Source organism: Shinella sp. WSC3-e, assembly GCF_945994535.1.
Lineage (GTDB): Bacteria > Pseudomonadota > Alphaproteobacteria > Rhizobiales > Rhizobiaceae > Shinella > Shinella yambaruensis.
The window spans coordinates 3,361,473-3,385,599 of record NZ_OZ000530.1 but is presented as its reverse complement, the minus strand read 5'-3'; the positions used below and the strand labels follow the sequence as shown (position 1 = coordinate 3,385,599).

Annotated in this window: 20 protein-coding genes; 16 read left to right on the top strand and 4 right to left on the bottom strand. The window is 64.6% G+C overall.

Annotated elements, in window-relative coordinates; genetic code table 11:
• Window positions 1–9 precede the first annotated feature (9 nt).
• The 4 genes from AABF56_RS16705 to AABF56_RS16690 all read left to right on the top strand — a co-directional run bounded on the left by AABF56_RS16705 (window position 10) and on the right by AABF56_RS16690 (window position 4,048).
• A complete protein-coding gene (locus AABF56_RS16705; protein WP_272806803.1) occupies window positions 10–1,062 on the top strand; it encodes a zinc-dependent alcohol dehydrogenase family protein in 1,053 nt (350 codons plus the stop codon).
• Between the two features lie 632 nt (window positions 1,063–1,694).
• On the top strand, window positions 1,695–2,990 hold the full coding sequence (locus tag AABF56_RS16700; RefSeq protein ID WP_272806802.1) for a TadE/TadG family type IV pilus assembly protein: 1,296 nt from the start codon (window positions 1,695–1,697) through the stop codon (window positions 2,988–2,990).
• Between the two features lie 26 nt (window positions 2,991–3,016).
• Window positions 3,017–3,529 carry a TadE/TadG family type IV pilus assembly protein gene (locus tag AABF56_RS16695; protein ID WP_272806801.1) on the top strand — a complete coding sequence of 171 codons (513 nt, stop codon included), beginning with the start codon at window positions 3,017–3,019 and terminating at the stop codon, window positions 3,527–3,529.
• 6 nt (window positions 3,530–3,535) lie between these two features.
• Window positions 3,536–4,048 (top strand): TadE/TadG family type IV pilus assembly protein, encoded by a 513-nt coding sequence (locus AABF56_RS16690; RefSeq protein ID WP_272806800.1) that lies wholly within the window; start codon window positions 3,536–3,538, stop codon window positions 4,046–4,048.
• A 606-nt stretch (window positions 4,049–4,654) separates the two neighbouring features.
• Here the strand turns inward: AABF56_RS16690 and AABF56_RS16685 are convergent.
• The 3 genes from AABF56_RS16685 to AABF56_RS16675 all read right to left on the bottom strand — a co-directional run bounded on the left by AABF56_RS16685 (window position 4,655) and on the right by AABF56_RS16675 (window position 7,499).
• Window positions 4,655–5,218: a methyl-accepting chemotaxis protein gene (locus tag AABF56_RS16685; RefSeq protein ID WP_272806799.1), complete on the bottom strand. Its 564-nt coding sequence runs from the start codon at window positions 5,216–5,218 to the stop codon at window positions 4,655–4,657.
• Between the two features lie 58 nt (window positions 5,219–5,276).
• Window positions 5,277–7,166, bottom strand: coding sequence for a methyl-accepting chemotaxis protein (locus AABF56_RS16680; protein ID WP_272806798.1), 1,890 nt, complete (start codon window positions 7,164–7,166; stop codon window positions 5,277–5,279).
• Between the two features lie 162 nt (window positions 7,167–7,328).
• On the bottom strand, window positions 7,329–7,499 hold the full coding sequence (locus AABF56_RS16675; RefSeq protein ID WP_272806797.1) for a hypothetical protein: 171 nt from the start codon (window positions 7,497–7,499) through the stop codon (window positions 7,329–7,331).
• A gap of 163 nt (window positions 7,500–7,662) precedes the next feature.
• Here AABF56_RS16675 and AABF56_RS16670 point away from each other — a divergent pair, with 163 nt between their 5' ends.
• Entirely contained in the window at window positions 7,663–9,336 is a 1,674-nt protein-coding gene (locus AABF56_RS16670; protein WP_272806796.1) for a hypothetical protein, read from the top strand.
• Between the two features lie 10 nt (window positions 9,337–9,346).
• On the opposite strand, the gene AABF56_RS16665 is transcribed toward AABF56_RS16670, so the two are convergent.
• Window positions 9,347–9,529 carry a hypothetical protein gene (locus AABF56_RS16665; protein ID WP_272806795.1) on the bottom strand — a complete coding sequence of 61 codons (183 nt, stop codon included), beginning with the start codon at window positions 9,527–9,529 and terminating at the stop codon, window positions 9,347–9,349.
• Between the two features lie 402 nt (window positions 9,530–9,931).
• Here AABF56_RS16665 and AABF56_RS16660 point away from each other — a divergent pair, with 402 nt between their 5' ends.
• The 11 genes from AABF56_RS16660 to AABF56_RS16610 all read left to right on the top strand — a co-directional run bounded on the left by AABF56_RS16660 (window position 9,932) and on the right by AABF56_RS16610 (window position 24,119).
• On the top strand, window positions 9,932–11,965 hold the full coding sequence (locus tag AABF56_RS16660; protein ID WP_272806794.1) for a methyl-accepting chemotaxis protein: 2,034 nt from the start codon (window positions 9,932–9,934) through the stop codon (window positions 11,963–11,965).
• A gap of 93 nt (window positions 11,966–12,058) precedes the next feature.
• Window positions 12,059–14,116, top strand: a complete 2,058-nt coding sequence (locus AABF56_RS16655) for a putative bifunctional diguanylate cyclase/phosphodiesterase (RefSeq protein ID WP_272806793.1) — start codon at window positions 12,059–12,061, stop codon at window positions 14,114–14,116.
• A gap of 26 nt (window positions 14,117–14,142) precedes the next feature.
• Window positions 14,143–14,622, top strand: coding sequence for a hypothetical protein (locus tag AABF56_RS16650; RefSeq protein WP_244769730.1), 480 nt, complete (start codon window positions 14,143–14,145; stop codon window positions 14,620–14,622).
• Window positions 14,619–16,634, top strand: a complete 2,016-nt coding sequence (locus tag AABF56_RS16645; RefSeq protein ID WP_272806792.1) for a GGDEF domain-containing protein — start codon at window positions 14,619–14,621, stop codon at window positions 16,632–16,634. Before AABF56_RS16650 ends, AABF56_RS16645 begins: the two co-directional genes overlap by 4 nt.
• Before the next feature lie 126 nt (window positions 16,635–16,760).
• Window positions 16,761–17,522, top strand: a complete 762-nt coding sequence (locus AABF56_RS16640) for a FadR/GntR family transcriptional regulator (protein WP_272806791.1) — start codon at window positions 16,761–16,763, stop codon at window positions 17,520–17,522.
• A gap of 108 nt (window positions 17,523–17,630) precedes the next feature.
• The gene (locus AABF56_RS16635) at window positions 17,631–18,608 is read left to right on the top strand and encodes a substrate-binding domain-containing protein (RefSeq protein ID WP_244769733.1); all 978 of its coding nucleotides are present in this window, start codon (window positions 17,631–17,633) and stop codon (window positions 18,606–18,608) included.
• A 102-nt stretch (window positions 18,609–18,710) separates the two neighbouring features.
• Window positions 18,711–20,282, top strand: a complete 1,572-nt coding sequence (locus tag AABF56_RS16630) for a sugar ABC transporter ATP-binding protein (protein WP_272806790.1) — start codon at window positions 18,711–18,713, stop codon at window positions 20,280–20,282.
• Window positions 20,275–21,282: an ABC transporter permease gene (locus tag AABF56_RS16625; protein WP_272806789.1), complete on the top strand. Its 1,008-nt coding sequence runs from the start codon at window positions 20,275–20,277 to the stop codon at window positions 21,280–21,282. The genes AABF56_RS16630 and AABF56_RS16625 overlap by 8 nt, the downstream gene beginning before the upstream one ends.
• A gap of 3 nt (window positions 21,283–21,285) precedes the next feature.
• Window positions 21,286–22,914, top strand: a complete 1,629-nt coding sequence (locus AABF56_RS16620; RefSeq protein WP_272806788.1) for a GMC family oxidoreductase — start codon at window positions 21,286–21,288, stop codon at window positions 22,912–22,914.
• Window positions 22,911–23,324: a hypothetical protein gene (locus AABF56_RS16615; RefSeq protein ID WP_272806787.1), complete on the top strand. Its 414-nt coding sequence runs from the start codon at window positions 22,911–22,913 to the stop codon at window positions 23,322–23,324. The genes AABF56_RS16620 and AABF56_RS16615 overlap by 4 nt, the downstream gene beginning before the upstream one ends.
• 12 nt (window positions 23,325–23,336) lie before the next feature.
• On the top strand, window positions 23,337–24,119 hold the full coding sequence (locus AABF56_RS16610; RefSeq protein ID WP_272806786.1) for an SDR family NAD(P)-dependent oxidoreductase: 783 nt from the start codon (window positions 23,337–23,339) through the stop codon (window positions 24,117–24,119).
• Window positions 24,120–24,127 lie beyond the last annotated feature (8 nt).

Here is a 24,127-nt window from a genome sequence, read left to right as displayed (position 1 = left end):
GGAAGTACGATGCCCAGGATGCTGGCCGCCTACCTGCCGGGGAATTCGACGGTGGAGCTGCGCGAGATCGAGAGGCCGGCACCCGGTATCGGCCAGGTGCTGCTGAAGATGAAGGCGTCGGGCATCTGCGGCAGCGATATCCACTATATCTACCACAAGCATCTGGGCGACGATCCGCGTACCGCCTACCAGGGCGTCGTCGCCGGGCACGAGCCGGCGGGGGAGGTCGTGGAACTCGGCGCCGGCTGCCGCCATTTCAAGCCCGGCGACCGCGTGGCGGTCTACCATATCTCCGGCTGCGGTTTCTGCCGCAACTGCCGCAAGGGGTTTCAGATCTCCTGCACCGATCCCGCGCGCGCCGCCTATGGCTGGCAGCGGGATGGCGGCCATGCCGAATACCTTGTCGCCGACGAGCGCGACCTCGTGCACCTGCCGGATTCGCTAAGCTACCGGGACGGCTGCTTCGTCTCCTGCGGTGTCGGCACGGCCTATGAGGCGGTGCTGCGCGGCAATGTGTCGGGCGGCGATGCGATCGTCGTGGTCGGCCTCGGGCCGGTCGGCATGGCGGCCTTGATGCTGGCGAAGGGACGTGGCGCGCGCCTTGCCATCGGCGTCGATACGCAGGCCGATCGGGTCGAGACGGCACGAGGGCTGGGTCTCGTCGACCATGGACTGGTGGCCGGTGCCGAAACGCTCGGCGAGATCGAGTTGCTGACCCGGGGCGGGGCGGGCGTCACAATCGACTGCTCGGGCAATCCGCGCGGCCGGCTGCTGGCGCTGCAGGCGACACGGACCTGGGGACGCTGCGTCTATATCGGCGAGACGGGGCCGGTCCAGTTCGACGTCAGCGACGATCTCCTGCACCGCCAGCGCACGATCTACGGCTCCTGGGTGACCAGCGTACACAACATGGATCAGTGCTGCGAGGACCTCGACGCCTGGGGCCTGCACCCGCACGACATCATCACCGATGCCTTTGCACTGGACGAGGCAGCGGCGGCCTACCGGCTGATGGCCGGCGGCAAGTCGGGCAAGGTGATCATCGCCTTCGACGGCGCTTAGCATACGTATCAGGAAGGTGTGGCTCCGGTCTCGCGGTTACGGCGGGGCATCGGACGGCTGCCCAGGCGTGCGGTCGTTCACGTTGCATAGTCAAAGATAAAATATACCTTTATTCAAGAGAATGATATTTCCATGGATATGAAATCTGCCCGCATGATTGGCAATTGTAATTAATGCTGTATTTTTTGATTCCAGCTATGATATTTAGGAATTTATAGAATACATGAAGTAATATATTGATCTATGATGCTTGTTATGGCGAAATTTCAAGATACACTCCGTGTATCGTTGCGTATCTTTTGCAAATATCAATTTTTAACTTCCTGATAAGATTCCAGGCCAATGCTGGGGGCGATCACTGATCATCCCCTTTGCGAGCATGATGTCTCGCTCCGATCGGCCCGACGGCCGTTTGAGGGAAAACTTGGCGGATAGACGGTCCTGATGCCAGCGGCGGATTAGCGCCGGCGGCGCGGATCTCACAATCAGAACGTTGCATCTGACATGCGCGGAACGGATCCCGGTTGGCGATCCGGTGAGCGATCCATGGCGACGGCCACTTCCGGCCGGACGGTCGACCGATCGTGCCATGGGCGTCGTGCTGTCACGGGTGCGGGTGCAAGGACGACGGAATGAAACGCAGTATTCTGAATGATGCCACGGGCAACGTCGCGATCATGTTCGCGATCTGTCTTTCCGTTATGGCTCTTATGGCAGGAGCCGGTATCGACCTCGCGCACCGCGAGCTTATTCGGCGCGAGTTGCAGGGCAGCCTTGACCGCGGGGTGCTCGCAGCCGCCTCGCTCTCGCAGAGACAGGAAACGGAAAAGACGCTCCGCGACTACTTCAAGACCCTGCCCTACGCCGATGACGTGACCATCACGATCGGCTCCTCGATCGTCAAGTCGACAGCGCGCGAGATCGCAGCGTCTGCGAGCTACGTGATGAAGACCGCCTTCCTTCCGCTCGCGGGCATAGACACGATGCGCATCGAGGTCGTGGCATCGGCCACCGAGGCGCGGCAAAATCTCGAACTTTCCCTGATCCTGGATGTCTCGGGCTCGATGGGCGAGAACAACCGCCTGGGGAACCTGAAGGTGGCCGCCAGACAGTTCGTGGAAGCGCTGCTGACTAAGGAGACCAGGGCCTACACCTCGCTCAGCATCGTTCCCTTCGCGGGCCAGGTGAGCGCCGGCGCTGCCGTCTTCGACAAGCTCAACCCCGGCGGGCGCTTCCACGACTATTCCTCATGCTTCGAGTTTTCCGCCGAGCGCTTCGGGAACCTGACGCCCAGCTTCAAGAACCGGCAGCAGATCGCGCACTTCACGGACGAGTACTTCGGGCGGACGGACCTGCAGCCATGGTGGTGTCCCGTCGGCGAGACCACGATCACCTACCATTCCAATGACGCGTCGTATCTGAAGGCGCGCATCGACAAGCTCGAGCGGCACGGGGGAACGGGAACGCAGTTCGGAATGCAATGGGGACTCATGCTGCTCGATCCGACAGGGATCGCGATCACCAATGCGGCCATTGCCGGCGGCCTCATGCCGAAGGCATTCGCAAACCGGCCGGCAAAGTTCGAAGACGAATCGACCCTGAAGGTCATCGTGCTGATGACCGACGGCGAGGTCATGGGGCAATACCGTCCCAAGGATCCCTATCGCTCTCCCGACCTTCCGCCGGACAACAAGTACATCACCAACAAAGCCACCGCCGTCGAGCAGCTTTACCGCGTCTGCGACCTTGCAAAGGAGAAGGGCGTCGTCGTCTTCACGATCGGCTTCGAGGTCGAGGGCATCGCCCACGAGCAGATGGCGCGTTGCGCGACAAGCCGCGCGCACTACTTCTCGGTTAAAGGCCTGCAGATCGCCGAGGCGTTCAAGTCCATATCGGGCAGCATACGCAAGCTGAGGCTCACCCAATGAGCCGGACGAACATCAAACATGGTCGGATGACCAAAAGCCTGCTGCAAAGCCGTGATGGCGCCGCCGCAATCGAGTTCGCCATTCTCGCGCCCGTCACATTGCTGCTGATCTTCGCCACCCTGGAGGCCGGCTGGATCATCACGCAGTCGATCATGCTGGACCGGGGGCTGGCGGTCGCGTCCCGGTCGCTGCAGATCGGCAGCCTTGCAGATCCGACATACGAAGAGGTGCGCGCGCGTGTCTGTCGCGAGGCGATCATCCTTGCGGATTGCGAGACGGCCCTTCGGCTCGAATTCACGCCGATAGACCGGGAGAGCGACTTTCCTGCCGCGGATGCTCCTTGCGTCGATCGAAAGGTGCCGATCGCGCCGGCGACCGCGTTCAATCCCGGGCGGCGTGCGCAGATGGTCTATGTCCGCGCCTGCTACATGCTGGCGCCGTGGTCGCCCGGCCTGAAATTCGGATTTGCCATGCCACACAGCGAGACCGGCGAGGTCCGGCTGACCTCGCTGTTTGCCTTCGTCAACGAACCCGGATGAGATGCAATGCGTATCCTGCATGACAAGACCGGCGCCGCGGCCGTCGAGTTTGCCATCGTCGCTCCCGTCATTCTGCTCCTGCTGCTCGGATGCCTGGCCGTGTTCGACATGTACCGGTCCAATGCGCGACTGGAGCAGGCGAGCCTGATCGTGGCGGACATGGTCTCGCGCGAAACCGCTCTGGATGGGGGCTACGCGAAGCGGCTCTATGCCGTCTTTGGCGAATTGTCGGAGACGGCGAATGTGCCGAACGCCCTGAGGCTGACCAGCATTGCCAACAGGGAAGGGCGATATACGGCGGATTGGTCGGTTCAGATGGGGCGGGCAGACCTGCTTGCGCCGGCGGGCCTCTATCTCGACGAAATTCCCGCGCTTTCCGATCAGGACAGCGTGATCCTCATCGAGACGGGCACCATCTACACCATGCTGTCATCGATCTTCGGCATCGAAACCGTGCATTTCCACAATCGGAAATTCATCCGTCCGCGGTTCATCAACGCAACGGTATTTTCCGGGTGATCCGGGCGCAGTCCCTTTGCCTTGGGGCTGCATTTGTCCGGACACGTTCGATAGTGCTCGTCGCCGCGTTCCGTCGTCATGCGGCCGCTCGTTTCTGTCCCTTCAATCCGGCGCGTCCGCCCGAATCGAGCCGGGGAATCGTCGTTGACTGGTTGAGCAGGACGTCGGCGGCGTTCTCTTTGCTTGGCCGCCGACAAAAAAGCTCACGGGGGCCAGTAGGCCTCCGCCGTCAGCGCGTTTGCAACACCAATCCGCCGGCATGGCGAGGGGGCAAGCAAGGCGCAAGAGATTTAACCGGGCTCATGCCGGTACCTCCTTTTCCTCGGGAGGCAGCGTAAAGGACGAGCGTCGCCCGGTTCCGGGGCGGCCGAAAGGCCTCGATGATCGTTTGGCAGGCCGCTTGATAGGCGTGAATGTTGGCAGCGTTTCCGCGTGTGTCGGTTCGCCGGGGCAATGGCTCCGGTGAGGAGCGCGGACTGAAGGGCAAGGGCCGAAGCAGTTGCCGGCAAGCCAACCGGCCGGCGGCGTTATCGAAAAGGAATCAAGGGCATCGAATGCCCCCGAAGACTGGAGGAGGGATTCCCCTCCGGCCTTGGCCCCTATTGTCTACGTGCCGGCGGCGACCGCGCGCAATGTGGTGCTGTTCGCGAGGCGGAAGTGGCTCAGAAGCTGTCGCAGGCGCGACGCTTCCTGCGCAAGCGTCGAGGTTGCCGCGTTCGTGTCCTTCACCATCTCGGTGTTCTGCCGGGTGACCTGCTCCATCTGGCTGACCGCCGTGTTGACCTCGGCAAGGCCGACGGTCTGCTCGCGGGCAGAGACGGCGATTGCTTCCATGTGCGCGTTGATCTGGCCGATCTCGGTTCCGATCGCCCGCAGCGCGTCGCCGGTCTGCTCGACCGGCCGCACGCCATTGTCGACTTCGGATGTCGAGCTGTTGATCAGGCTCTTGATCTCCTGGGCCGCCTGCGTGAGCAGCATCCGGCTTTCGAGCCAGCCGGCGACGCCGTCAGCTGCCTGTCGCCCGGTCTGCCGGATGCTCGAGCGAACGGCGTCGTCGATCGCGCGGCTCTGGAGCCCGTCGATGTAGAACGAGAAACATGCAAATGCCGTGACGGCCGCATAGGAGATGTCGGTCAGAATGCGCGTCATCAGGCTGGATCGCTTAACCAAGGTCTGCTCCCGGGGTGACAAAGTTGGAATGGTGTCGGGCTGAGAGAGCGGCAGGGGATCAGAATTCCTGCCAGCCGTTTGCCGCCAGCCTGGCGCCTTGCGCCGTGACCGCCGGCGCCGCCATTGCCGAGGCAATAGAGCGAAGGCCATGGACCTCGCGTCCGGCATCGCAGGTCCTGGACAGGCGGAACTGCCCGACCATCTCCCTCAACCGGGCCGCATCATCTGCAAGCGTCGCCGATGCCGCATTGGTCTCCTCGACCATCGCGGCGTTCTCCTGCGTGACCTGGTCCATCTGGTTGACCGCCGAATTGACCTCCTGCAGGCCGATCGACTGCTCCCTGGCGGACATGGCGATGGCATCGACATGATGGTTGATCGTCGCGACATATTCGCTGATGTCCTTCAGGGCCCCGCCGGTCGCGCTCACGAGTTTCACGCCGCCTTCGACCTCGCCGCTGGAGGTCTGGATCAATCCCTTGATCTCCTTGGCGGCGCCGGCCGAACGCTGCGCCAGTTCCCGGACTTCCTGGGCGACGACGGCGAAGCCCTTGCCGGCCTCGCCCGCCCGCGCGGCCTCGACGCCCGCGTTGAGCGCCAGGAGATTGGTCTGGAAGGCGATCTCGTCGATGACGCCGATGATGCTGGAGATGCGGTTGGAGGACTCCTCGATCCGCCGCATCGCATCGACGGCATCGACGACCACGGCATGGGACTTCTGGGCGTTTTCGTTCGCCTGTGCGGCAACGGCACGCGCCTCGTCGGCCCTGCGCGACGCGCTCGTGACATTCGCCGTGATTTCATCGAGCGCGGCCGCCGTCTGTTCGAGGGCCGCGGCCTGGCGCTCGGTCCGGCGCGAGAGATCGTCGGCCCCGCGGCTGATCTCCTGCGTGCCGCTGCCGATCGATACGATCGCCTCGGAAACGGAGGCGAGCGTCCGCCCGAGCTGCCCGACGGCGCTGTTGAGATCGTGGCGCAGGGCTTCGAATTCCGCGGAGAAAGGGGTTTCCAGGCTGAAGGCGAGGTCGCCCTCCGCGAGCCTCTTCAGGCCGCTTGCAAGCTCCGAATTGGCCTGCCGGATCATGTCCTTCGCGCGGTGCTCGGCCTCCTCCTGCATCGCCATCCGCTCCGCCTCGGCGCGCTGGCGCGCTTCGCCAGCTTCCTGTTCAAGCTGGTGATTGCGGCGCGCCGCCTGCCGGAACGTCGCGATGGCGCGCGCCATCTCGCCAATTTCGTCCTTCCGGTCATGGGGGCTCCCGTCATCCGTCAGGTCTCCATCGATGAGCCGGCGCATGGCGGCAATCTGCCCTGAGAGCGGGCGAACGATGTGGCGTGAGGTAAAAATGAAGAAGGCCAGCGCGATGACCAGGACGGAGCCGATGACGATGGAGCCGATGGTCTCCAATCGCTCGAAGGAGGCTTTCTTGTCGAGGAGAATGGTTTCCGCCTGCTTGACCTGCAGGTCCGAAAGGATCGAGATCGTGGCGGTTACCGGATCGATGCTCCGGTAAAGCTCCTTCTGAATGAAGTCATCGAGGGCAACACGGTTTGCGGACTGGAGAATGTCTTTGAGGCGGCCCACCGATGCATCGGCGGCTGCCAGCTTTTGCTGTGCGCTCGAGACGAGGCTGGCCTCCTCTATCGTGAGCTCCGTACCCGTGTAGGCCCGCCAGTGCGTGTTGATCGAGGCCGTGGCGTTGTTCAGCGACGCGAGGCCGTCCTCCGTGGTGATGGCGCCATGGTTCGCCTTGTGCGCGGCGTCGACGATGGCCACGGCATAGGCATCCGAGATCACCTTGAGGTCCTTCAGCGGCAGGATGCGATCCGTATAGACGCTGTCGAGCGTGACGGAGGTTTCCTGGAGAATGCCCCGGACATGGAGCGCAAGGCCGATCGCGATGGCGCTGAGTATGGCAATGGCTCCGAGGAGCTTGAACTTGATGGACATGGGAATCCCCCGAATGTAAATGTGGGAGGATTTTCTTGATTTGAGGGTAAATTAAGCGTTCATCGAGTGTCTGGCGGAATGAGATTGACTATTTATGCTACGCTGGAATTATGGAAGTTCCTGAATGATACTTGTGTTGGCGTAACGATACGAAGCGTCGTATCAATGATACGCACCGCATTTATCGGATCGGCGGCTTCCGGCACTCAGGGCATGTTTTGCAGGAGACAACCCGTGGATGTCCGCCGGGCGGTGGCGAAAAGGCGGCGCACGCTCGATTTCCAAAGCCTGCTCTGGCTCCTCGCGTTCGTTCGCTTCGTCGTCTGCAGCCATGGCGTGTGTCCGGGCTATGGGCGGCTCCTTCCGCGTCCTCGCCGGCGCGGTGGGGCGGGATCGCGTCCCGCTTGCGTGCAAAACGGGTCGATTCGGGATATACGAAGGGCCTAATAAGCGGCGCTCTTGCGTCGCGCCTTGGGGGAGGCAGCGCAAGTATCATATGGCAAACATGCAGAAGCCATCGGCAGAGCAGATCTGGCGAACAGTCGCGGCGATAACGGCGACGGATCCCTTCCGCAAGTCGGACCGCATGACCGGTCTTCTGACGTATCTCGTTACACAGGTCATCGAGCAGCCCGATACGAGGATCACGGCGGAGGCCATCGCCGCGGCGCTGTTCAACCGGACGGACGATTTCAATGCCGTCGACGATCCCATCGTACGAACGACCGTCAGCCGCCTGCGGGCGGCGCTTTTGGCCTATTTTGCCGATGACACGCGAACGGACGACGTCGAGATCCGCATCGCGAAGGGCAGCTATACGCCTGAATTCGTTCATCGCGGTGGGAAGCGGTCGGAATATGCGCGCGAGCCCGGCGGGCCGGCGAAAGACGAACACCGCCCCGTATTCTCGCGCGCCTCTGCGCTGATCGGCCTCGGTGCAATCGGCGGCGTCCTGGCGCTTCTTGCTCTCGGCGCCTGGCTGACGATGGGGCGCACGCGCGATGAGGCGGGTTACATGCCTCGTATCTTCGTTCAGCCGATCAAGGTTCTGGCCGCCGCGGGAGACGCCCAGGCGCTCGCGGCGGAGGCGGGCGACGTCCTGGTGGCAACGCTGTCGAATGTCGGCGGCGCGGCCATTGTCGATTCCGATCGGAACCGGCCGTCTCCCGGCGAAGGGGTGATGTCATCGGACTACGAGTTGCAGACCACGCTGCGCGAAGGGGCGGGCGACCTCACCGTGTCCTGGCGGCTGGTCGATCCTGAAACGGGTATCGTCCTGTGGGCCGCAAGCCAGACGGCGGCGAAGAATGGGGCGGGAACGCCGCAGCAGGTCGCAAGCCTCGTTGCCTCGAAGGTGCTCGGGCTCGATGGCGCAGTGCCCATCCTGCAGTCGCGTGTGGTGAATTCGAACGAACTGACAAGGTGCTTCTCCAATGCCCGCCGCATCCTGTTCGTCTACGGCGAGGAAACGCAGCAACAGACGGTGGATTGTCTCGATAGAACGCTCAGTTCGTCGCCGAATTTCGCAGACGGCTGGGCCATGCTCGCCTACAGCAACTATCGCCTGAGCACCTATGCCGTCTCGAAGGGCGAGGACCCGGCTCCCTATATTGCAAAGGCGACGGTCGCCGCCGCGCGGGCGCGGGAACTGGCGCCCCAGAATTTCCTCACGCAGGAGGCCCTTGCCTATATCGCATTCAGCACCGGCGACGTCGCCACGTTCAAATCGATAGCATCGACCCTGCTGCAACGCTATCCGGGCGATCCCGACATCAAGGTCCGTTTCGGCCTTCGCCTGGCGACGGTCGGTGAGGAAGAGGAGGGGCGCAACCTCGTCAAGGAAGGCATCGCCGCCGGCGCTGCGTCGAGCTCGGCGGCGTACATGTCCCTTGCCTTCAGTGCCTATACGGAAGGTCGAGACCGGGAGGTCATCGAGCTTCTGGAAAAAGGCCGCCAGGGAAGCGACTATCTCTACGAGGTCCTGAAGACCGCCGCCTATGGCCAGCTGGGCGATGCGGAGAACGCGCGGACGGCCCGCGACGAGCTGCTGAAGATCCGGCCCAACTACGCCAGGGATTTCCCGAAGGATGCCGCAAACCGGCGCGCCAGCCCGCAACTGACCGAGCGTTTGGCCGACGGCCTGCGGAAGGCCGGCCTAGAGATCCAATAGAGGCCGACGTCTACCGCTTGGCCGCGTCGGCGGAATTGCATTTGCTTCCCGCCGTGATGACCTGCCGACGCAGATTGTCGCGAACGGCCTCCAGTTCCTGCGCCAGGGTTCCCATCAACTTGAGAATGTCTTTGCCCGAATCCTTTGCGAGGTCGGCATTGGTCTTTTCAGGAAATACAATAACGTTCGACATCTTTAACCTCGAATCTTGCGTTTATTTGTATTTATTCAAGATATGTTGTCGCTTCTCTTGATTAATAATGAGTTAAAATTGAATGTTCGAACAAGTGATACTTGAGGTGTATCTTAAGATACTCCCCGTGTATCTAAGATAATTTACGATAAAGGCGCAATATTGCGGTCAAGTTGCTGATTTTTTACTAACCATTAATTTGGAATACTCATAGTCCGGCTCTGCGCAACGAGCAACCACGCCCAGTCGGCGTGCATGGCAAGCGTCCAGAGCAGCTTGCTCCGATGCCCGGCGCGTATGGAATCCGGCGGGAATGAGCTCCCGCTCCAATGACAACTTGTCTCATGACGAGGCTCGGTTGGCCTCGCAAGGTCGGTCGCTGTCGATCGAACGATTGCGGGCATGTCGCTCATTTCCGGAGCCATCCCGATGCGCATCAAGCAGTTCTTCATCATCTCCTCAGCCGCCACGATCGTCGTGGCGGCCGGCCTCATCCTCTCGCTCTGGCTCTATGGGAAAGCCGAGACGCAGGTGAAGGCCGCCCATGTCTCGCAGTATCGCTCCTATCTGTTGGCCGATGAGGTCCGGCAGTCCTCGGACGATCTGACGCGGCTTGTCCGCACCTATGCCGCGACGGGTAACCCCGATTTCAAGGATCAGTACAACCGCGTGCTCGCGATCCGGGACGGCAAGGCGCCGCGTCCGGCCGACTATCACCGTATCTATTGGGATTTCGTCGCTGGCGGCATCGCCGAGCCGCAGCCGTCCGGTGAAGCGGTTTCGATCGGCGACCTGATGAAGCAGGCCGGTTTTACCAAGGAAGAGTTCGCGCTGCTGGACGAGGCAAAGAAGCGCTCGGACGGGCTGGTCAAGCTGGAGGTCGAGGCCATGGCGCTGGTCGACGACATCAACGAACGCACCAGTGCCGCGTCCCGGGCGCGCGCCATCGCGATGCTCAATTCGCAGGACTATCACAAGCTGAAGGCCAACATCATGCAGCCGGCCGACGAATTCTACGTCGCCCTCGAAACGCGGCTGAAGGCGGCGATCCATGCGGCGGAATCGACGGCCGCGTTCTACTGGACCGCCGTCATCGTCTCCACCGCGCTTCTCGGGGCGATCCTCGGCGTCTTCGGCGTTACCGTCTTCGTGCGGGTCATCGGCGGGATCCTGTTCCTGCGGAGCGCCATGGACCGGATTTCCGGCCAGCAATTGAGCGAGACCGTGGCGGGGCAGGATCGCCGCGACGAGATCGGCGACATGGCGACCTCGCTTGAAGGCTTCCGCCAGGCTGCCCTTGCCAAGGTTATGCTCGAGCAGGAGGCCGAGCGCCAGCGCGATGGTGCGGAGGCGGAACGGCTTCGCATCCAGGTGGAGGCCGATGCGGCTGCGCAGGAGCGCCTCGACCAGGCGACCAGTGGCCTTGCCAACGCGCTTCGCCGTCTGGCGAAGGGTGACCTCTCCTTCGAACTGGCCGAACCCTTCCACCAGGACTTCGAGCCGCTGCGGCACGATCTGAATGCGACGATCGGCCAGCTGGCGAACGCACTCGGCGCCGTCGCGCGCAGTGCCGAGACGATCTCGCTGGGCACCGGCGAGATCAGCACCAGCGCCGACGATCTTTCCAAGCGGACCGAGCAGCAGGCCGCCTCCCTCGAACAGACCGCCGCTGCGCTGGAGCAGATCACCGCCAATGTGACGAGTTCGGCCAGGCGCACGGAAGAGGCGCGGCAGGTCGCGACCCAGGCCAATGTCAGCGCCGCGAAATCCGGCACGGTCGTCGCCAATGCCGAGGACGCGATGCGGCGCATCGAGCACTCGTCGGGCCAGATCTCAAACATCATCGGCGTGATCGACGACATCGCTTTCCAGACAAACCTTCTGGCGCTCAATGCCGGCGTGGAGGCTGCGCGCGCCGGAGAGGCGGGTAAGGGCTTTGCCGTCGTGGCGCAGGAAGTGCGCGAACTCGCGCAGCGCTCGGCGAATGCCGCCAAGGAGATCAAGGGCCTGATCGGGAACTCGACGGCCGAGGTCAAGAGCGGCGTCGAACTGGTCCGTGAAGCCGGCCAGGCGCTCCGGACGATCGAGGAATATGTCGGCTCGATCAACCAGCACATGGACGCCATCGCCACCGCCGCGAAGGAACAGTCGGTCGGCCTCGCCGAGGTCAACACCGCCGTCAACCAGATGGACCAGGTGACCCAGAAAAATGCGGCCATGGTCGAGGAGACCAACGCCGCCGGTGCGACGCTCGCCGAGGAAGCGCTGAAACTGCGGGACCTCATCTCGCACTTCGCGCTTCGCGGCCAGCGCCGCGCGGGAGCGTCGGCCGCCGTCAAGGACATGCCTGCCCCACGCCCCCAGCCTCGCTCGCTCCCGCGCATGCACGGCGCGAATGCTCTCGCCGTCCATCCGGGCACCTGGGAAGAGTTCTGAGAGCTGCACCCCTCCGGCAACCCCCTGTGCCGGAGGGGACAGATATTTTTCTTGCGGCGCGCCGAGCCGGCTGCACCGCGGAGGTTCACGAGAATGATAGGCCCGCTATTCCGTGTATTCGCATCAGAGCAGGATCCGCGCGATCGCGAGGAACTGGTCGTCGCGCAATACAAGTCGCTGACGAAGCAGATCCCGCTTCTCTACGTCATCCTGCTGTCGAATGCCTGGATGGTGGCGCTTTCCCACCATGGAAGTGCACCCGTGCCGCTGACCCTGCACATACCCGTCATCCTCACGGGGCTTTGCGTTGCGCGCCTGCTGCGGTGGTGGCGCCGTTCGCAGGCCGAGCCATCGTTTTCCGAGGCCAGCCGCTCGCTCAGGGCGACGACCGTTCTGGCGGGCCTCCTCGCCGCCGCTTTCCTTGCATGGGGACTGGCGCTCTACAGCTACGGGACGGCGTTCACCCAGGGGCAGGTGGCATTCTTCATCGGCATTACGGTGGTCGGCTGCGTCTTCTGCCTGATCCACCTGCCTCTGGCCGCCCTGTGCGCGGCCGTCATCGTCAACATCCCCTTCGTCGTCTTCCTCGTCTCGACCGGCACGCAGGCCTCCATCGCGGTTGCCGTCAACATCTTCCTGGTATCGATGGCGATGCTGGCGATCCTCGGCACGCACTACAACGATTTTGCGAGCCTCATTCGCGAGCGCCGGCGCCAGCGCCTGAAGCAGGCGGAAATCGAGGACCTGGCCGCCGAAAACAGGTGGCTCGCCAATCACGACGCGCTGACCGGGCTTCCCAACCGGCACAATTTCCTCGCCGCGATCGATGCCGCCCTTTCCAGCGTGAACGCAAGGCATGCGGAACTCTTCATCGCGGTCGTCAACCTCGACGGGTTCCGCGCCGTCAACGATGCCTTCGGCAACCAGGGCGGCGATCACGTCCTGATGGAGGCTGCCCGACGTCTCGGGAGCAAAGACGATATCGACTTCATGGTCTTCCGGCTGGGGGGCGATGAATTCGGGCTCGTCTGGCAGCGGCCGCGCAATGGCGTCGCCGCCGTTCTGGCCGAGTGCGAGGAAATTTGCGCCTCGCTCGCCGTTCCCTATCCGATCGGCGGCGTCGAGGCCCGCATCTCGGCCACGATGGGGCTGTCCTCGTCGGGGACCGTTGCGGGCTGCGCCCGCTCGATCCACGAGGCCGCGCAATATGCGCTGGTCCACGCGAAGCGAAACCACCGGCGCGGGCGCGTGACGCTCTTCACGATGGACCACCAGGATGCAATCCGGCGGCACTCGATCCTGGAGCAGGCGATGCAGACGACCGACCTCGATGCGGAGCTGACGCTTGCCTTCCAGCCGATCGTGGACGTCCGCTCCGGCCTGCCGATCGGCTTCGAGGCGCTGGCCCGCTGGGACAGCCAGGACCTGGGGCCGGTCCGGCCGGACGAGTTCATCGTTGTCGCCGAGCGCGCGGGTCTCGCCAATCGGCTCACCTGCGTGCTGCTCGCCAAGGCGCTCGCCGTCGCGGCGACCTGGCCGGCCTGGCTCAGGCTCTCCTTCAATCTCTCCATGCAGGACATCTGTTCCTCGGACAGTGTGCTGCGACTGGTCGCGATCCTCAACCGAAGCGGCGTCGATCCCGGGCGCATCGATTTCGAGATCACGGAAACGGCCGTCGTCGGCGACTTCGATCAGCTTGTGGAGGCCGTCACCGTCCTGAGAGCCATGGGGGCCGGTATCTCGCTCGACGACTTCGGCACGGGCTATTCCACGCTCTGGCAAGTCAACCGGCTCCCGCTCGACAAGATCAAGGTCGATCGAAGCTTCGTCACCAACATCAACGAGAGCGCCACCGGCTACAAGATCGTCAAATCGGTGATCGCCCTTTGCCGCTACATGAAGATCAACTGCGTGATCGAGGGCGTGGAGACCGTCGAGGAGCTGGACACGCTGCGCGAGCTCGATTGCGGCCTTGTCCAGGGCTACTACTATTCGCGTCCGCTGCCCGCCGATGCCGTGCCGGGCTACATCGACGCGACCTTTGCCGGAACGGCCGTTTCCCGCCGATCGCAAAATGAACCCGCCGAGTTTCCAAAACCTCGCCGACGCAACTTTGCAGGCCGCCGCCAAGCCGCGCGCCGCCCTGCCTGACCTTCACCCCACCAACGGAGATCGAAATGTCCATTCTTTCCAAAATCGCAGCAGGCCTCGCCATCACCGTCGCGCTCGGCGCCGTACCGGCCCTTGCCGATCCGCTCTTCACGATCCGCACCGCCGACAGCGCCAGGACCCTGGACGTGACCGCGGACATGATGGCCAGGGTGGGAAGCGTCACCTACCGGACCATCCTGCCGGGCACGGACGGGGCTGTCCACGAGGTGAAGGGGCCGTTGATCCAAAAGCTGCTCGACGAGGCGGGCATTGACGCGGCGAACTACATGGCCGTCGCGCTCGACAACTACGAGATCGAAGTGCCGGCGGAAGACTTTAAGGCCCACGGGGCCATCGCCGCGGTCGAGGTCGACGGCAAGGCTCTCACCGTGCGCGACAAGGGCCCGGCGTGGATCGTCTATCCGGCAACGGACAATCCCGCCCTTGCCGACCCGCTCTACGAATCCCGCAGCGTCTGGCAGTTGAAAGAACTCGTGGCACAATGACGGCATTGCGAACCCTTCTCGGCAAGCTGCCGCTGGTACGCTTCCCCATCATCCTGGCGCTCTTCGTCATCATGCTGCCGGTCTGCTATCTCGGCCTGGCGGGCATCGCCGACGGGATCAACAACCGGCTCTATTTCTCCGCCAGACTGGAGGAGGCGAGCCGGCTCGAGCTCGAAGCCACGACCTTCTTCAGCAAGGCGGAGGCCTTTGCCGAGGGCGAAGCGCGGCGGACGCAAAAGGAGGTCGGGCTGGCGCTCGATCTCTTCTGGTCGCGGGTGGATGTCCTTTCGACCAAGTCCTACCGGCGGATCCAGGAGGACGAAGCGCTCGATGAGGCCTTGATCACGGAGCTGCTGTCGGCGATGCCGGCGCTGGAGCAGGCGGCCGCGACGCTCCGGCAGGGAAAGCCCGAAAGCTATCGGGACGTCGGGGCTTTCGCGCGACGATACCGCGAACGGATCATCGCCTTCAGCGACGATGCCAACAAGGCGCGCCGCAAGCGCATGAACAAGGCGGTCGAAACCCACCTCAAGAGCGTGACGACGTTGAAGCGAATCCAGATCGCCTATGTCGTCCTCGGCGTCGGCGCCGTGATCTACGTGCTGACGGAGCTGTATCTCACCCGCCGCCTCAACCAGCGCCTCGGCCGCAGCATTGCCGAAAACCGCCAGCTGCTCTTCACGGATCATCTGACCGGGATCGGCAACCGCGCCTGTTTCGAGAATCTGCTGAAGGAGCTGGATGCCGTTCCGCAGGCGGATTTCTCCGTCATCTATTTCGATCTCGACGGCTTCAAGCAGGTCAACGACACACTCGGCCATGCCATGGGCGACACGCTGCTGAAGCATGTCGCGTCCATCCTCGTCGCGACCCACAAGGACCAGGCCGCGGCCTCGTTCCGCTTTGGCGGGGACGAGTTCGCCGTGCTCCTCGTCGGCGGCCCCGAAGAGGCCTCGTCCTATGCGGAGAGGGCCGTCAACCGGATCGCCAGGCCTGCGGTCCTTGCGAAGAACATCGTCCAGGTCTCGGCAAGCGCGGGCTTCTCCCATATGCGGGATCTCAGCGCGGGCGAGGCGACCGACGCCCTCATGCGCAATGCGGACCTTGCCCTCTACGCTGCCAAGTCCGCCGGCCGGAACTGCGTCCGGCCGTTTGCCCCGCCCATGCTGGTCGACCACGAGCGAAAGGTCCGGCTGGAGAAGGCGCTGTCGGAGGCGGTGCGCCGCGGTGCGGTCGATGTCGTCTTCCGGCCGATCCTGGACCTCAGGACGTTCGCGTTGCGAGCAGTGGAGGTCCGGCCCGCCTGGACCGACAAAACCTATGGCGTGATCGCGCCGGCGGAGATCAGGGCGATCGCGGAGGACGGCAATCTCGCCCTCGAACTCTCCGCAGGCATCCTCGGCAAGGCATTCCGCGCACTTGGCCCTCGTGTTCTGCAGCGGATTCCCACACTCTACCTCGATATCCCGGAAAACCTGTTGTCGCAGCCGACCTTCGCGGGCCATCTGTGCCGCCTCCTCGATGAATTCTCCATCGAGCGCGGCCGCCTTCAGCTGGAGCTGCGGCGCGCCGCGAAACCGGACTATGGCGAGACCTATCTCGCGAGCATCCGGCACCTGCGGGATGCGGGCGTCGCCTTCGCCACGAAGGATATCGGCAGGGCCATCGATCGGCGCAACAGGCTCGCCAATCTGGATTTCGGCACGCTCAAGCTGGACCGCGCGCTCGTCGAGGAGGTCAGCCGGTCGGAACGCAGCCGCGGCGTCGTTGCGGGCCTTGCGGTTCTGGCGCGCCAGATGTCGGCCGCCATCGTCGCGCAGGGCATCGACAGCACCGACGACCTGAAGCGTCTTCGCCAAATGAACATTGTGTTGGGCGAGGGCCGTGCGCTTTCGCCCGTACTGTCGCCACCGGAGCTCGTGAAGCGCCTTGACGAGGGCTTCGGGGCGTTCGACGCCGTGACCAGGGAAAAGGGCGCGGCGCAGCGCCGGGCGACGTTGCGCCTGATGTGACCGGCAAGCGTGAAAACCGAATGGTTGCTGACGTCTTGCCAGACAAGTTTGCAGGTTTTGGAGCCGCGTTGTAGTCTCCACCTTCGTATCGGCCGTTCGGCCGTGCCTGCAAACGTGGAGAATTCAATGCAAGAGCTGGGACAGATCACGCCGCTGGAGCGTGCGCCGGCGGCGGCCGAGCGGGTCGCCAACCAACTGCTCGAACTGATACGGTCCGGCAACCTGAAGGCCGGCGACGTGCTGCCGTCCGAAAACGACCTGGCGCGCGCGCTGCAGGTCAGCCGTCCCGTCGTGCGCGAGGCGCTGCGCGGGCTCTCGATCATGGGTGTCGTGGAAAGCCGCCAGGGCGGGCGCTGCTACGTGACCAGCCTCGAAGTCTCCCGGCTTCTTGCGCCGCTCCAGTTCGTCATCGCGCTCGATGAGAGCAATGTGAACGCGCTCTATGAGGCGCGGCTGATCATCGAGGTGGGGCTGATCCGGCTCGGTGCCGCGCTCGTCGATGACGCGACGCTTGCCCGATTGCGGGAAATGGTGACCGCCGGCTACGGCCTGACGAAGGATCCCGTCGGCTTCCGGGTGCTCGATCTCGAGTTCCACGAGCAGATCATGACGATCGCCGGCAATCCTTTCATGGAGGTGGTGGCGCGCAGCCTTTACCAGCTCGGCATGGAATACCGCCGTGTCGCCTCCGAAACGCCGGGCGTGCTGGACCGCAGCGCGGCCGAGCACGAGGCGATCGTCGAGGCGCTCGCTACGCGCGATCCGGAAGCCGCCGCTGCCGCCATGCAGGCCCATCTGAGTTCCATCAACCGCACGACCTACGACGCCATGCACCGTGTCGGCACCGAGAAGACCCGCAGGCGGAACGGGGCGCCGGCCGCCTTTTAGTCGTTTTGTAAACTTAGCTTACAAGATTACCGGTTGACAACTTTCGCGTTTCTGCCGATGATGCTGCTGCGCCGATGGAGGAGCGTCATCAGGGAGGAATTCGATTTGTTGAGGAGACTCACCACGACCGTCGCAGCGCTTGCGCTGGCGGCCGTCATGCAGAACGGTTCTGCCTTCGCGCAGGACAATGAACTGACCGTCGGCGCGATCTATCTGGACGCGCAGGGTTTCTACGCCGGCGTCCGCAAGGGCGTTCAGGTCGGCGGCGCCGAGCTCGGCAAGAATGTCCAGATCATCGAAACGAATGCCGGCGGCGACGTGGGCAAGGAAGCGTCCTTCATCGACCGGTTGGTCTCGGCCGGCGTGGAGGCGATCATCCTTTCGGCGGTGTCGCCGGACGGGTCGGTACGCGCGATCAGGCGGGCGCATGAGGCCGGCATACCGATCGTGTGCTACAACACCTGTCTCAACGAAAAGGACATGAAGGAATACGTCTACGCCTACGCGGTCGGCGATCCCTTCCAGTTCGGCTACAAGATCGGTCAGGTCGCGGCGGACGATTTCGTCAAGGCAGGCAAGACCGAGCCGAAGATCGGCATTCTCAACTGCGAATTCGTCGATGTCTGCGTGCAGCGCCGGCTCGGGTTCGAGAAGGCACTCGGCGAGAAGGTGCCGGGCTTCAAGATTGTCTCCAACCAGGAGGCGACGATCCTCGACAAGGCCATCTCGACGGGCGAGAAGATCATCACCGCCAATCCGGACCTCGATGCCCTGTGGGGCGAATCCGGCGGTGCGGCGCTCGGCGCGGCCAAGGCGATCCGCAATACCGGCAATGCCGGAAAGATCATGGCCTACGGCTCCGACATGACAACCGAGATCGCGCAGGAGATCATCGCCGGCGACGTGATGCGCGGCACCGTGGACGTCTCGGGCCAGGCGCTCGGCAAGCTCGCCTTGCAGCAGGCGGTGAAGGCGATCGAGAAGGAGCCGCAGGGCGCGTTGATCGTGCCGAACCCGATCGACCTCTACACCAGCGCCGACGAGGCGAAAGCCTGGCTTGCGGCCCATCCGGACGGCCTGCCGTGAGGCGGTAGCCTTTCCGTTCGAGCGTGCCGGTCGCGTTCCGGCCGGCACGTTCCTTCCTGTCGGCGACACGCCGACGCTCCCTTTCTCGAAACGAATGACCCTATGGCAGCACCAGCTCCATTGCAGCAACCGGTTCAGCCCATTGCCGGCATTTCGGGCGCCGTGAAGCGCTATGCCGGCGTCGTTGCGCTGGACCGTGTCGATTTCGCCGTGCGGCCGGGCGAGGTGCGCGCCCTGCTCGGCAAGAACGGCGCCGGCAAGTCGACGCTGATCCGGCTGCTCACCGGCGCCGAGACGCCTGACGAGGGAACCGTGACGCTGGCCAGCGAGGCCCTCGACCAGTCCGGCGAGAACCGGACGCGTCAGGCCTCGGCGCTTGGCGTGCGGTCCGTCTACCAGGAACTCAGCCTGGTGCGCGATATCAGCATCGCGGAGAACATGTTCCTCGGTGCCTGGCCGCGCCGGTGGGGTGTGCTCGACCATCGCGAGATGCGCCGGCGCACCGCCGAGGCGCTGGAAAATCTTGGTCTCTTCCTCGATCCGGCGACCGTGATCGCCGCGCTCAGCCCCGCCGAGCGCCAGCTCGTCGAAATCGCCCGCGCCACGATGGGCGCGCCGAAGCTGGTGATCCTCGACGAACCGACGAGTTCGCTGGCGGCGGCGGAGGTGGAGCAGGTGTTCGCGGCGGTCCGCCGCATGCGCGAGCGCGGGGTCGCGCTGATCTATGTCAGCCACCGCATGAAGGAGATCCGCGAGATCGCCGACACGGCAAGCGTGATGCGCGACGGCCACATCGTCTCGACGCTCGATATCGGCGCGGCCGACACGCGGGACATCGTGCGCATGATGCTCGGCCATGACGAGAAGAAGGACGACCTCGTGACGCCCCGTGCGGCCGGAAAGACACTGCTGTCCGTCCGCAATGTCAGCTATCGGCCGAAGCTCCAGGATATCAGCTTCGATCTGAGGCAGGGCGAGGTGCTCGGCATTGCCGGCCTGCTCGGTTCGGGCCGGACGGAGCTTCTGCGCATCATCGCCGGCCTGGAGCGGGCCGATGCCGGCAGCGTGAGCCTCGATGGTGTCGACGTCACCGGCGAGAGCTGGGCCGGCATGCTGAAGCGCGGGCTCGGCATGACGCCGGAAAGCCGCAAGGACGACGGCATCGTGCCGCTGCTCGGCATCGACGAGAACACGGTGATGACCGACGCCAGTGCCGTGACATCCTATGGGGTCCTGTCGGCCCGGCGGGTTGCGGCCGCGACACGCGGGATCGTCGAGCGCATGAGCGTGAAGGCGCCGGAGACGACGACGCCGATCGGCACGCTGTCGGGCGGTAACCAGCAGAAGATCGTGATCGGCCGCTGGGTCTATGCCGGCTCGCGCCTGCTCCTGCTCGACGAGCCGACGCGCGGCGTCGACGTCGAGGCCAAGAGCCAGATCTACGCCATCATCCGCAAGCTCGCGGCCGAAGGCCGGAGCATCGTCTTCGTCTCCAGCGAGATCGAGGAACTGCCCCGGGTCTGCGACCGGGTGCTGGTGCTGCGCGAGGGCCGCATCGTGAAGACCTTCACCGCGCCCGGTATCAGCACCGACGACCTGATGACCGCCAGCATCGCTGGCCAAGTGCCCGACCCTGCCGGTCGGGACCATCGAAATGGAACGGACCATGACTGACGCCACTGCCGCACGGGCGGCCGCAAGGCCGCAGCGCCGCCTCGATTTCCAGCGCATGAACGAGATCGGCCTATTGGTCGTGATCGCGCTGCTCTATCTCGCCTTCTATCTCTACGCCAACAACTTCCTGACCTTCCGCAACCAGGTGTCGATCCTGCGCGATGCGGCGACCTTCGGTATCGCCGCCTGGGGTGCGACGCTGATCATCGTGGCGGGCGAGATCGACATCAGCGTCGGGCCCATGGTGGCCTTCCTGTCGGTCTGTTTCGCCTTCCTGCTGAAGTCCGACGACATGCCCATGGTCATGGCCTTCCTCTCGACGCTGGTCATCGGCGGGGCGCTCGGCGCGATACCCGGCATCCTGCGGGCCGTGTTCGACGTGCCGTCCTTCATCGGCACCCTCGGCCTCTGGAGCGCGCTGGGCGGGCTGGCGCTCTATTTCACCGACTCCGTCCCCGTCACCATTCCGGCGAACGATTTTCTCGACTGGCTGGGCGGCGAGCTGTTCGGCCTGCCGATCTCGGCGCTTGTCATGTTCGTCCTCTTCGGCGTCTTCGTCTTCATCAGCCGCAAGACGGCATTCGGCCGCTCCATCTTCGCCATCGGCGGCAATGCCAGCGCCGCGCATCTGGCGGGCATCAAGGTCCGGAACATCCGCGTGGCGCTGTTCGTCATCGCCGGCGTGCTCGCCGCGGTCACCGCGATCCTGCTCACCGCGCGGAACGGCGTCGGCGATGCCAGTGTCTCGCGCAGCGGGCTCGAATTCAGCGTCATCTCGGCCGTCGTGGTCGGCGGCACGGCGCTTTCCGGCGGGCGCGGCTCCATCCTCGGCACGCTGCTCGGCATCTTCGTCATCTCGCTGATCGGCAACGGCCTCGTGTTGATGGGCGTCAACTCCTACCTGCAGCCCGTCGTCAGCGGCGTCATCATCGTGGCGGCCGTGCTGCTGAACATCCTCGCCTCCCGCTACGGCGCGCGGCGCAACCGCAAGGGTGCGTAAGACATGGCCGAGACGCTGAAACCCATCGATTGCGACGTGCTGGTGGTCGGCTCCGGCCCCTCGGGCGCGGTCTTCGCCAAGCGTGCCGCGGAGGCAGGCATGCGCGTCGTCTGTCTCGAGCAGGGCGACTGGGTCGACTACTCCAAGGCGATCTCGGACAAGCCCGGCTTCGAACTGACCGCCTCGCGCGACTGGCAATATGTGCCGACCAAGCGCGAAAAATCCGGCGACTACCCCATCGCCGTCGAGGATTCCGATATCATCCCGCTCTACTGGAACGGTGTCGGCGGATCGTCCATCTCCTGGGCGGCGAACTGGATGCGCAACCTGCCGAGCGATTTCCGCGTGCGCACGCTCGACGGCGTCGCCGATGACTGGCCGATCTCCTACGAGGACCTGATGCCGCACTACGCGCGCACCGAGCGTGAATTCGTGGTGTCGGGCGTCGCAGGCGATCCGATGTATCCCGGACAGGACGAGCTGCTGCCGCCGGTGGACCTGACCAGGGCGGGCCGCCTCGTCGCCGCCGCGCAGAACAGGCTCGGCTGGCACTGGTGGCCCGGCACCAACGCCATCGCCACCGTGCCCCGCAACGGCATGGAGCCGTGCCAGCAGCGCACCGCCTGCATGTGGGGCTGCGTGGAGAAGGCGAAGGCCTCGACCGACCGCACGCACTGGCCGGCCCTCATCAGCCAGGGCGTGCGCCTCGTGACGAATGCCCGCGTCATCCGCATCGAGCTCGACCGGAAGGGGCTGGCGCGGGGTGCCGTCTATATCGACCGTACGACGGGCAGGGAGCATCTCGCCAAGGCCGCCATCGTCGTCATCGCGGCCAACGGCATCGGCACGCCGCGCCTGCTGCTTTCCAGCCGCGTGCCCGGCAAGGAAGATGGCATCGCCAACAGTTCCGGCCTCGTCGGCAAGCGGCTGATGCTGCATCCCACCGCCGCGGTCGTCGGCCTGTTCGACCAGCCGCTCGAAAGCTATCGCGGCGCCTGGGGGCAGGTCGCCTACACGCTGCAGTTCTACGAGACATCGAAGGACCGCGACTTCGTGCGCGGCTCGAAATGGAGCCTGCAACCGACCGGCAGCCCGGCCCAGATCGCCCGCCGCTGGCCCTGGGGGGACGAGAACCAGCTCTGGGGCGAGACCTTCCACGAGGAGTTCGCCCGCCGCTTCGGCCGGTCGGTCTCGTGGGGCATCATCTGCGAGGACCTGCCGGACACGGAGAACCGCGTGGAGCTCGACGAGGCGGCGCCGGACGACACCGGCATGCCGGGCGTGAAAATCCACTACAAGACGGGCGAGAACTCCCGGCGCATGCTGAAGTTCATGGTCGAGCGGGCGCGGGAATCGCTGATCGAGGCGGGTGCCTACCGTACCGTGACCGCGCCGCAAAGCCGCGAATCCGGCTGGCACATCCTCGGCACGGCGAAGATGGGCGACGACCCGAAAGACAGCGTGGTCGACCGTTACGGCCGGGCCCATGACGTTGCCAATCTCTTCATCGTCGACGGCAGCGTTTGGCCGACCTCGGCCGGCGTCAACCCGACCGCCACCATCGCCGCCTTCGCTTCGTGGAGCGCCGCCCATGTCGTTGCGAACCGGGCAAGCCAGAGGATGGCGTCATGAGCACCGAACCGTTGACCCAGGCCGAACGCAGCCGTCTCGAAGGGCTTTCCGATACCCTCATCCCGCCGGCTCCCGGTCATCTGTCCGCCAGCGAGGCGGGCATTGCCGGCGCGCTTCTGGAGCAGGCGCTGGCCTATGCCCCCGGCTTGGTCACCGTGCTGCGCAAGGTCATCGCCGCCGTCGGCGATGCGCCGCCGCGCCCGGCGCTGCTTACGCTGAAGGCGGCGGATCCGGCGACCTACGACACCTTCTGCGAGACCATCGCGGCCATCTACTTCCTGTCGCCGGACGTGCGCGCGGCCGTCGGCTTTCCGGGGCGCGAGCCGAAACCGGCGCGGGTCGATGTCGCCGATATCGAAGACCTGCTGATGCCGGTGCTGGAAGCCGGCTTTGCGCCGCGTGCCATCTAGGGAGAGCCGACCATGCTTCTCGAAGGCAAAAGAGCCATCGTCACCGGCGGATCGCGCGGCATCGGCAGCGCCATCGTCGTGGAGTTCGCCCGGCAGGGTGCGGATGTGGTTCTCGGCTATTTCGGCGAGAACGACAGCGGCTACGGCAGGGCTTCGGCGGTCGACGGCGTCGTTGCCGAGGTCGAGGCGCTCGGCCGCAGATGCGTGCCCGTCGAAGGCAATATCGGCGAGCCGGCCACGGCCGCGAAACTGGTCGATGCGGCGGTGACGGCGTTCGGTGGCGTCGATGTTCTGTCCTCCAATGCCGGCATCTGCCCGTTCCACGGTTTCCTCGACATGCCGCCGGAGATCCTGCAGCGCACCGTCGCGGTCAATCTCGAGGGGGCTTTCTACATCTGCCAGGCGGCGGCCAACCGGATGAAGGCGCAGGGCACGGGCGGCGCCATCGTCGCCACGAGCTCGATCTCGGCGCTCGTCGGCGGCGGCATGCAGACGCATTATACGCCGACCAAGGCCGGCCTGCATTCGCTGATGCAGTCCACCGCCATCGCGCTCGGCCCCCATGGCATCCGCTGCAACTCGGTGATGCCGGGCGCGATCCTGACGGACCTCAACCGCGAGGACCTCGAGGATGAGGAGAAGCTTGCCTATTTCAGCAAGCGCATCCCGCTCGGCCGCATCGGCCAGCCCGGGGACGTCGCGACCTGCGTCGCCTTCCTCGCGTCCGACATGGCGGCCTATGTCACCGGCGCCTCGCTGCTCGTCGACGGCGGCATGTTCGTCAATCTTCAATGACAATCCAC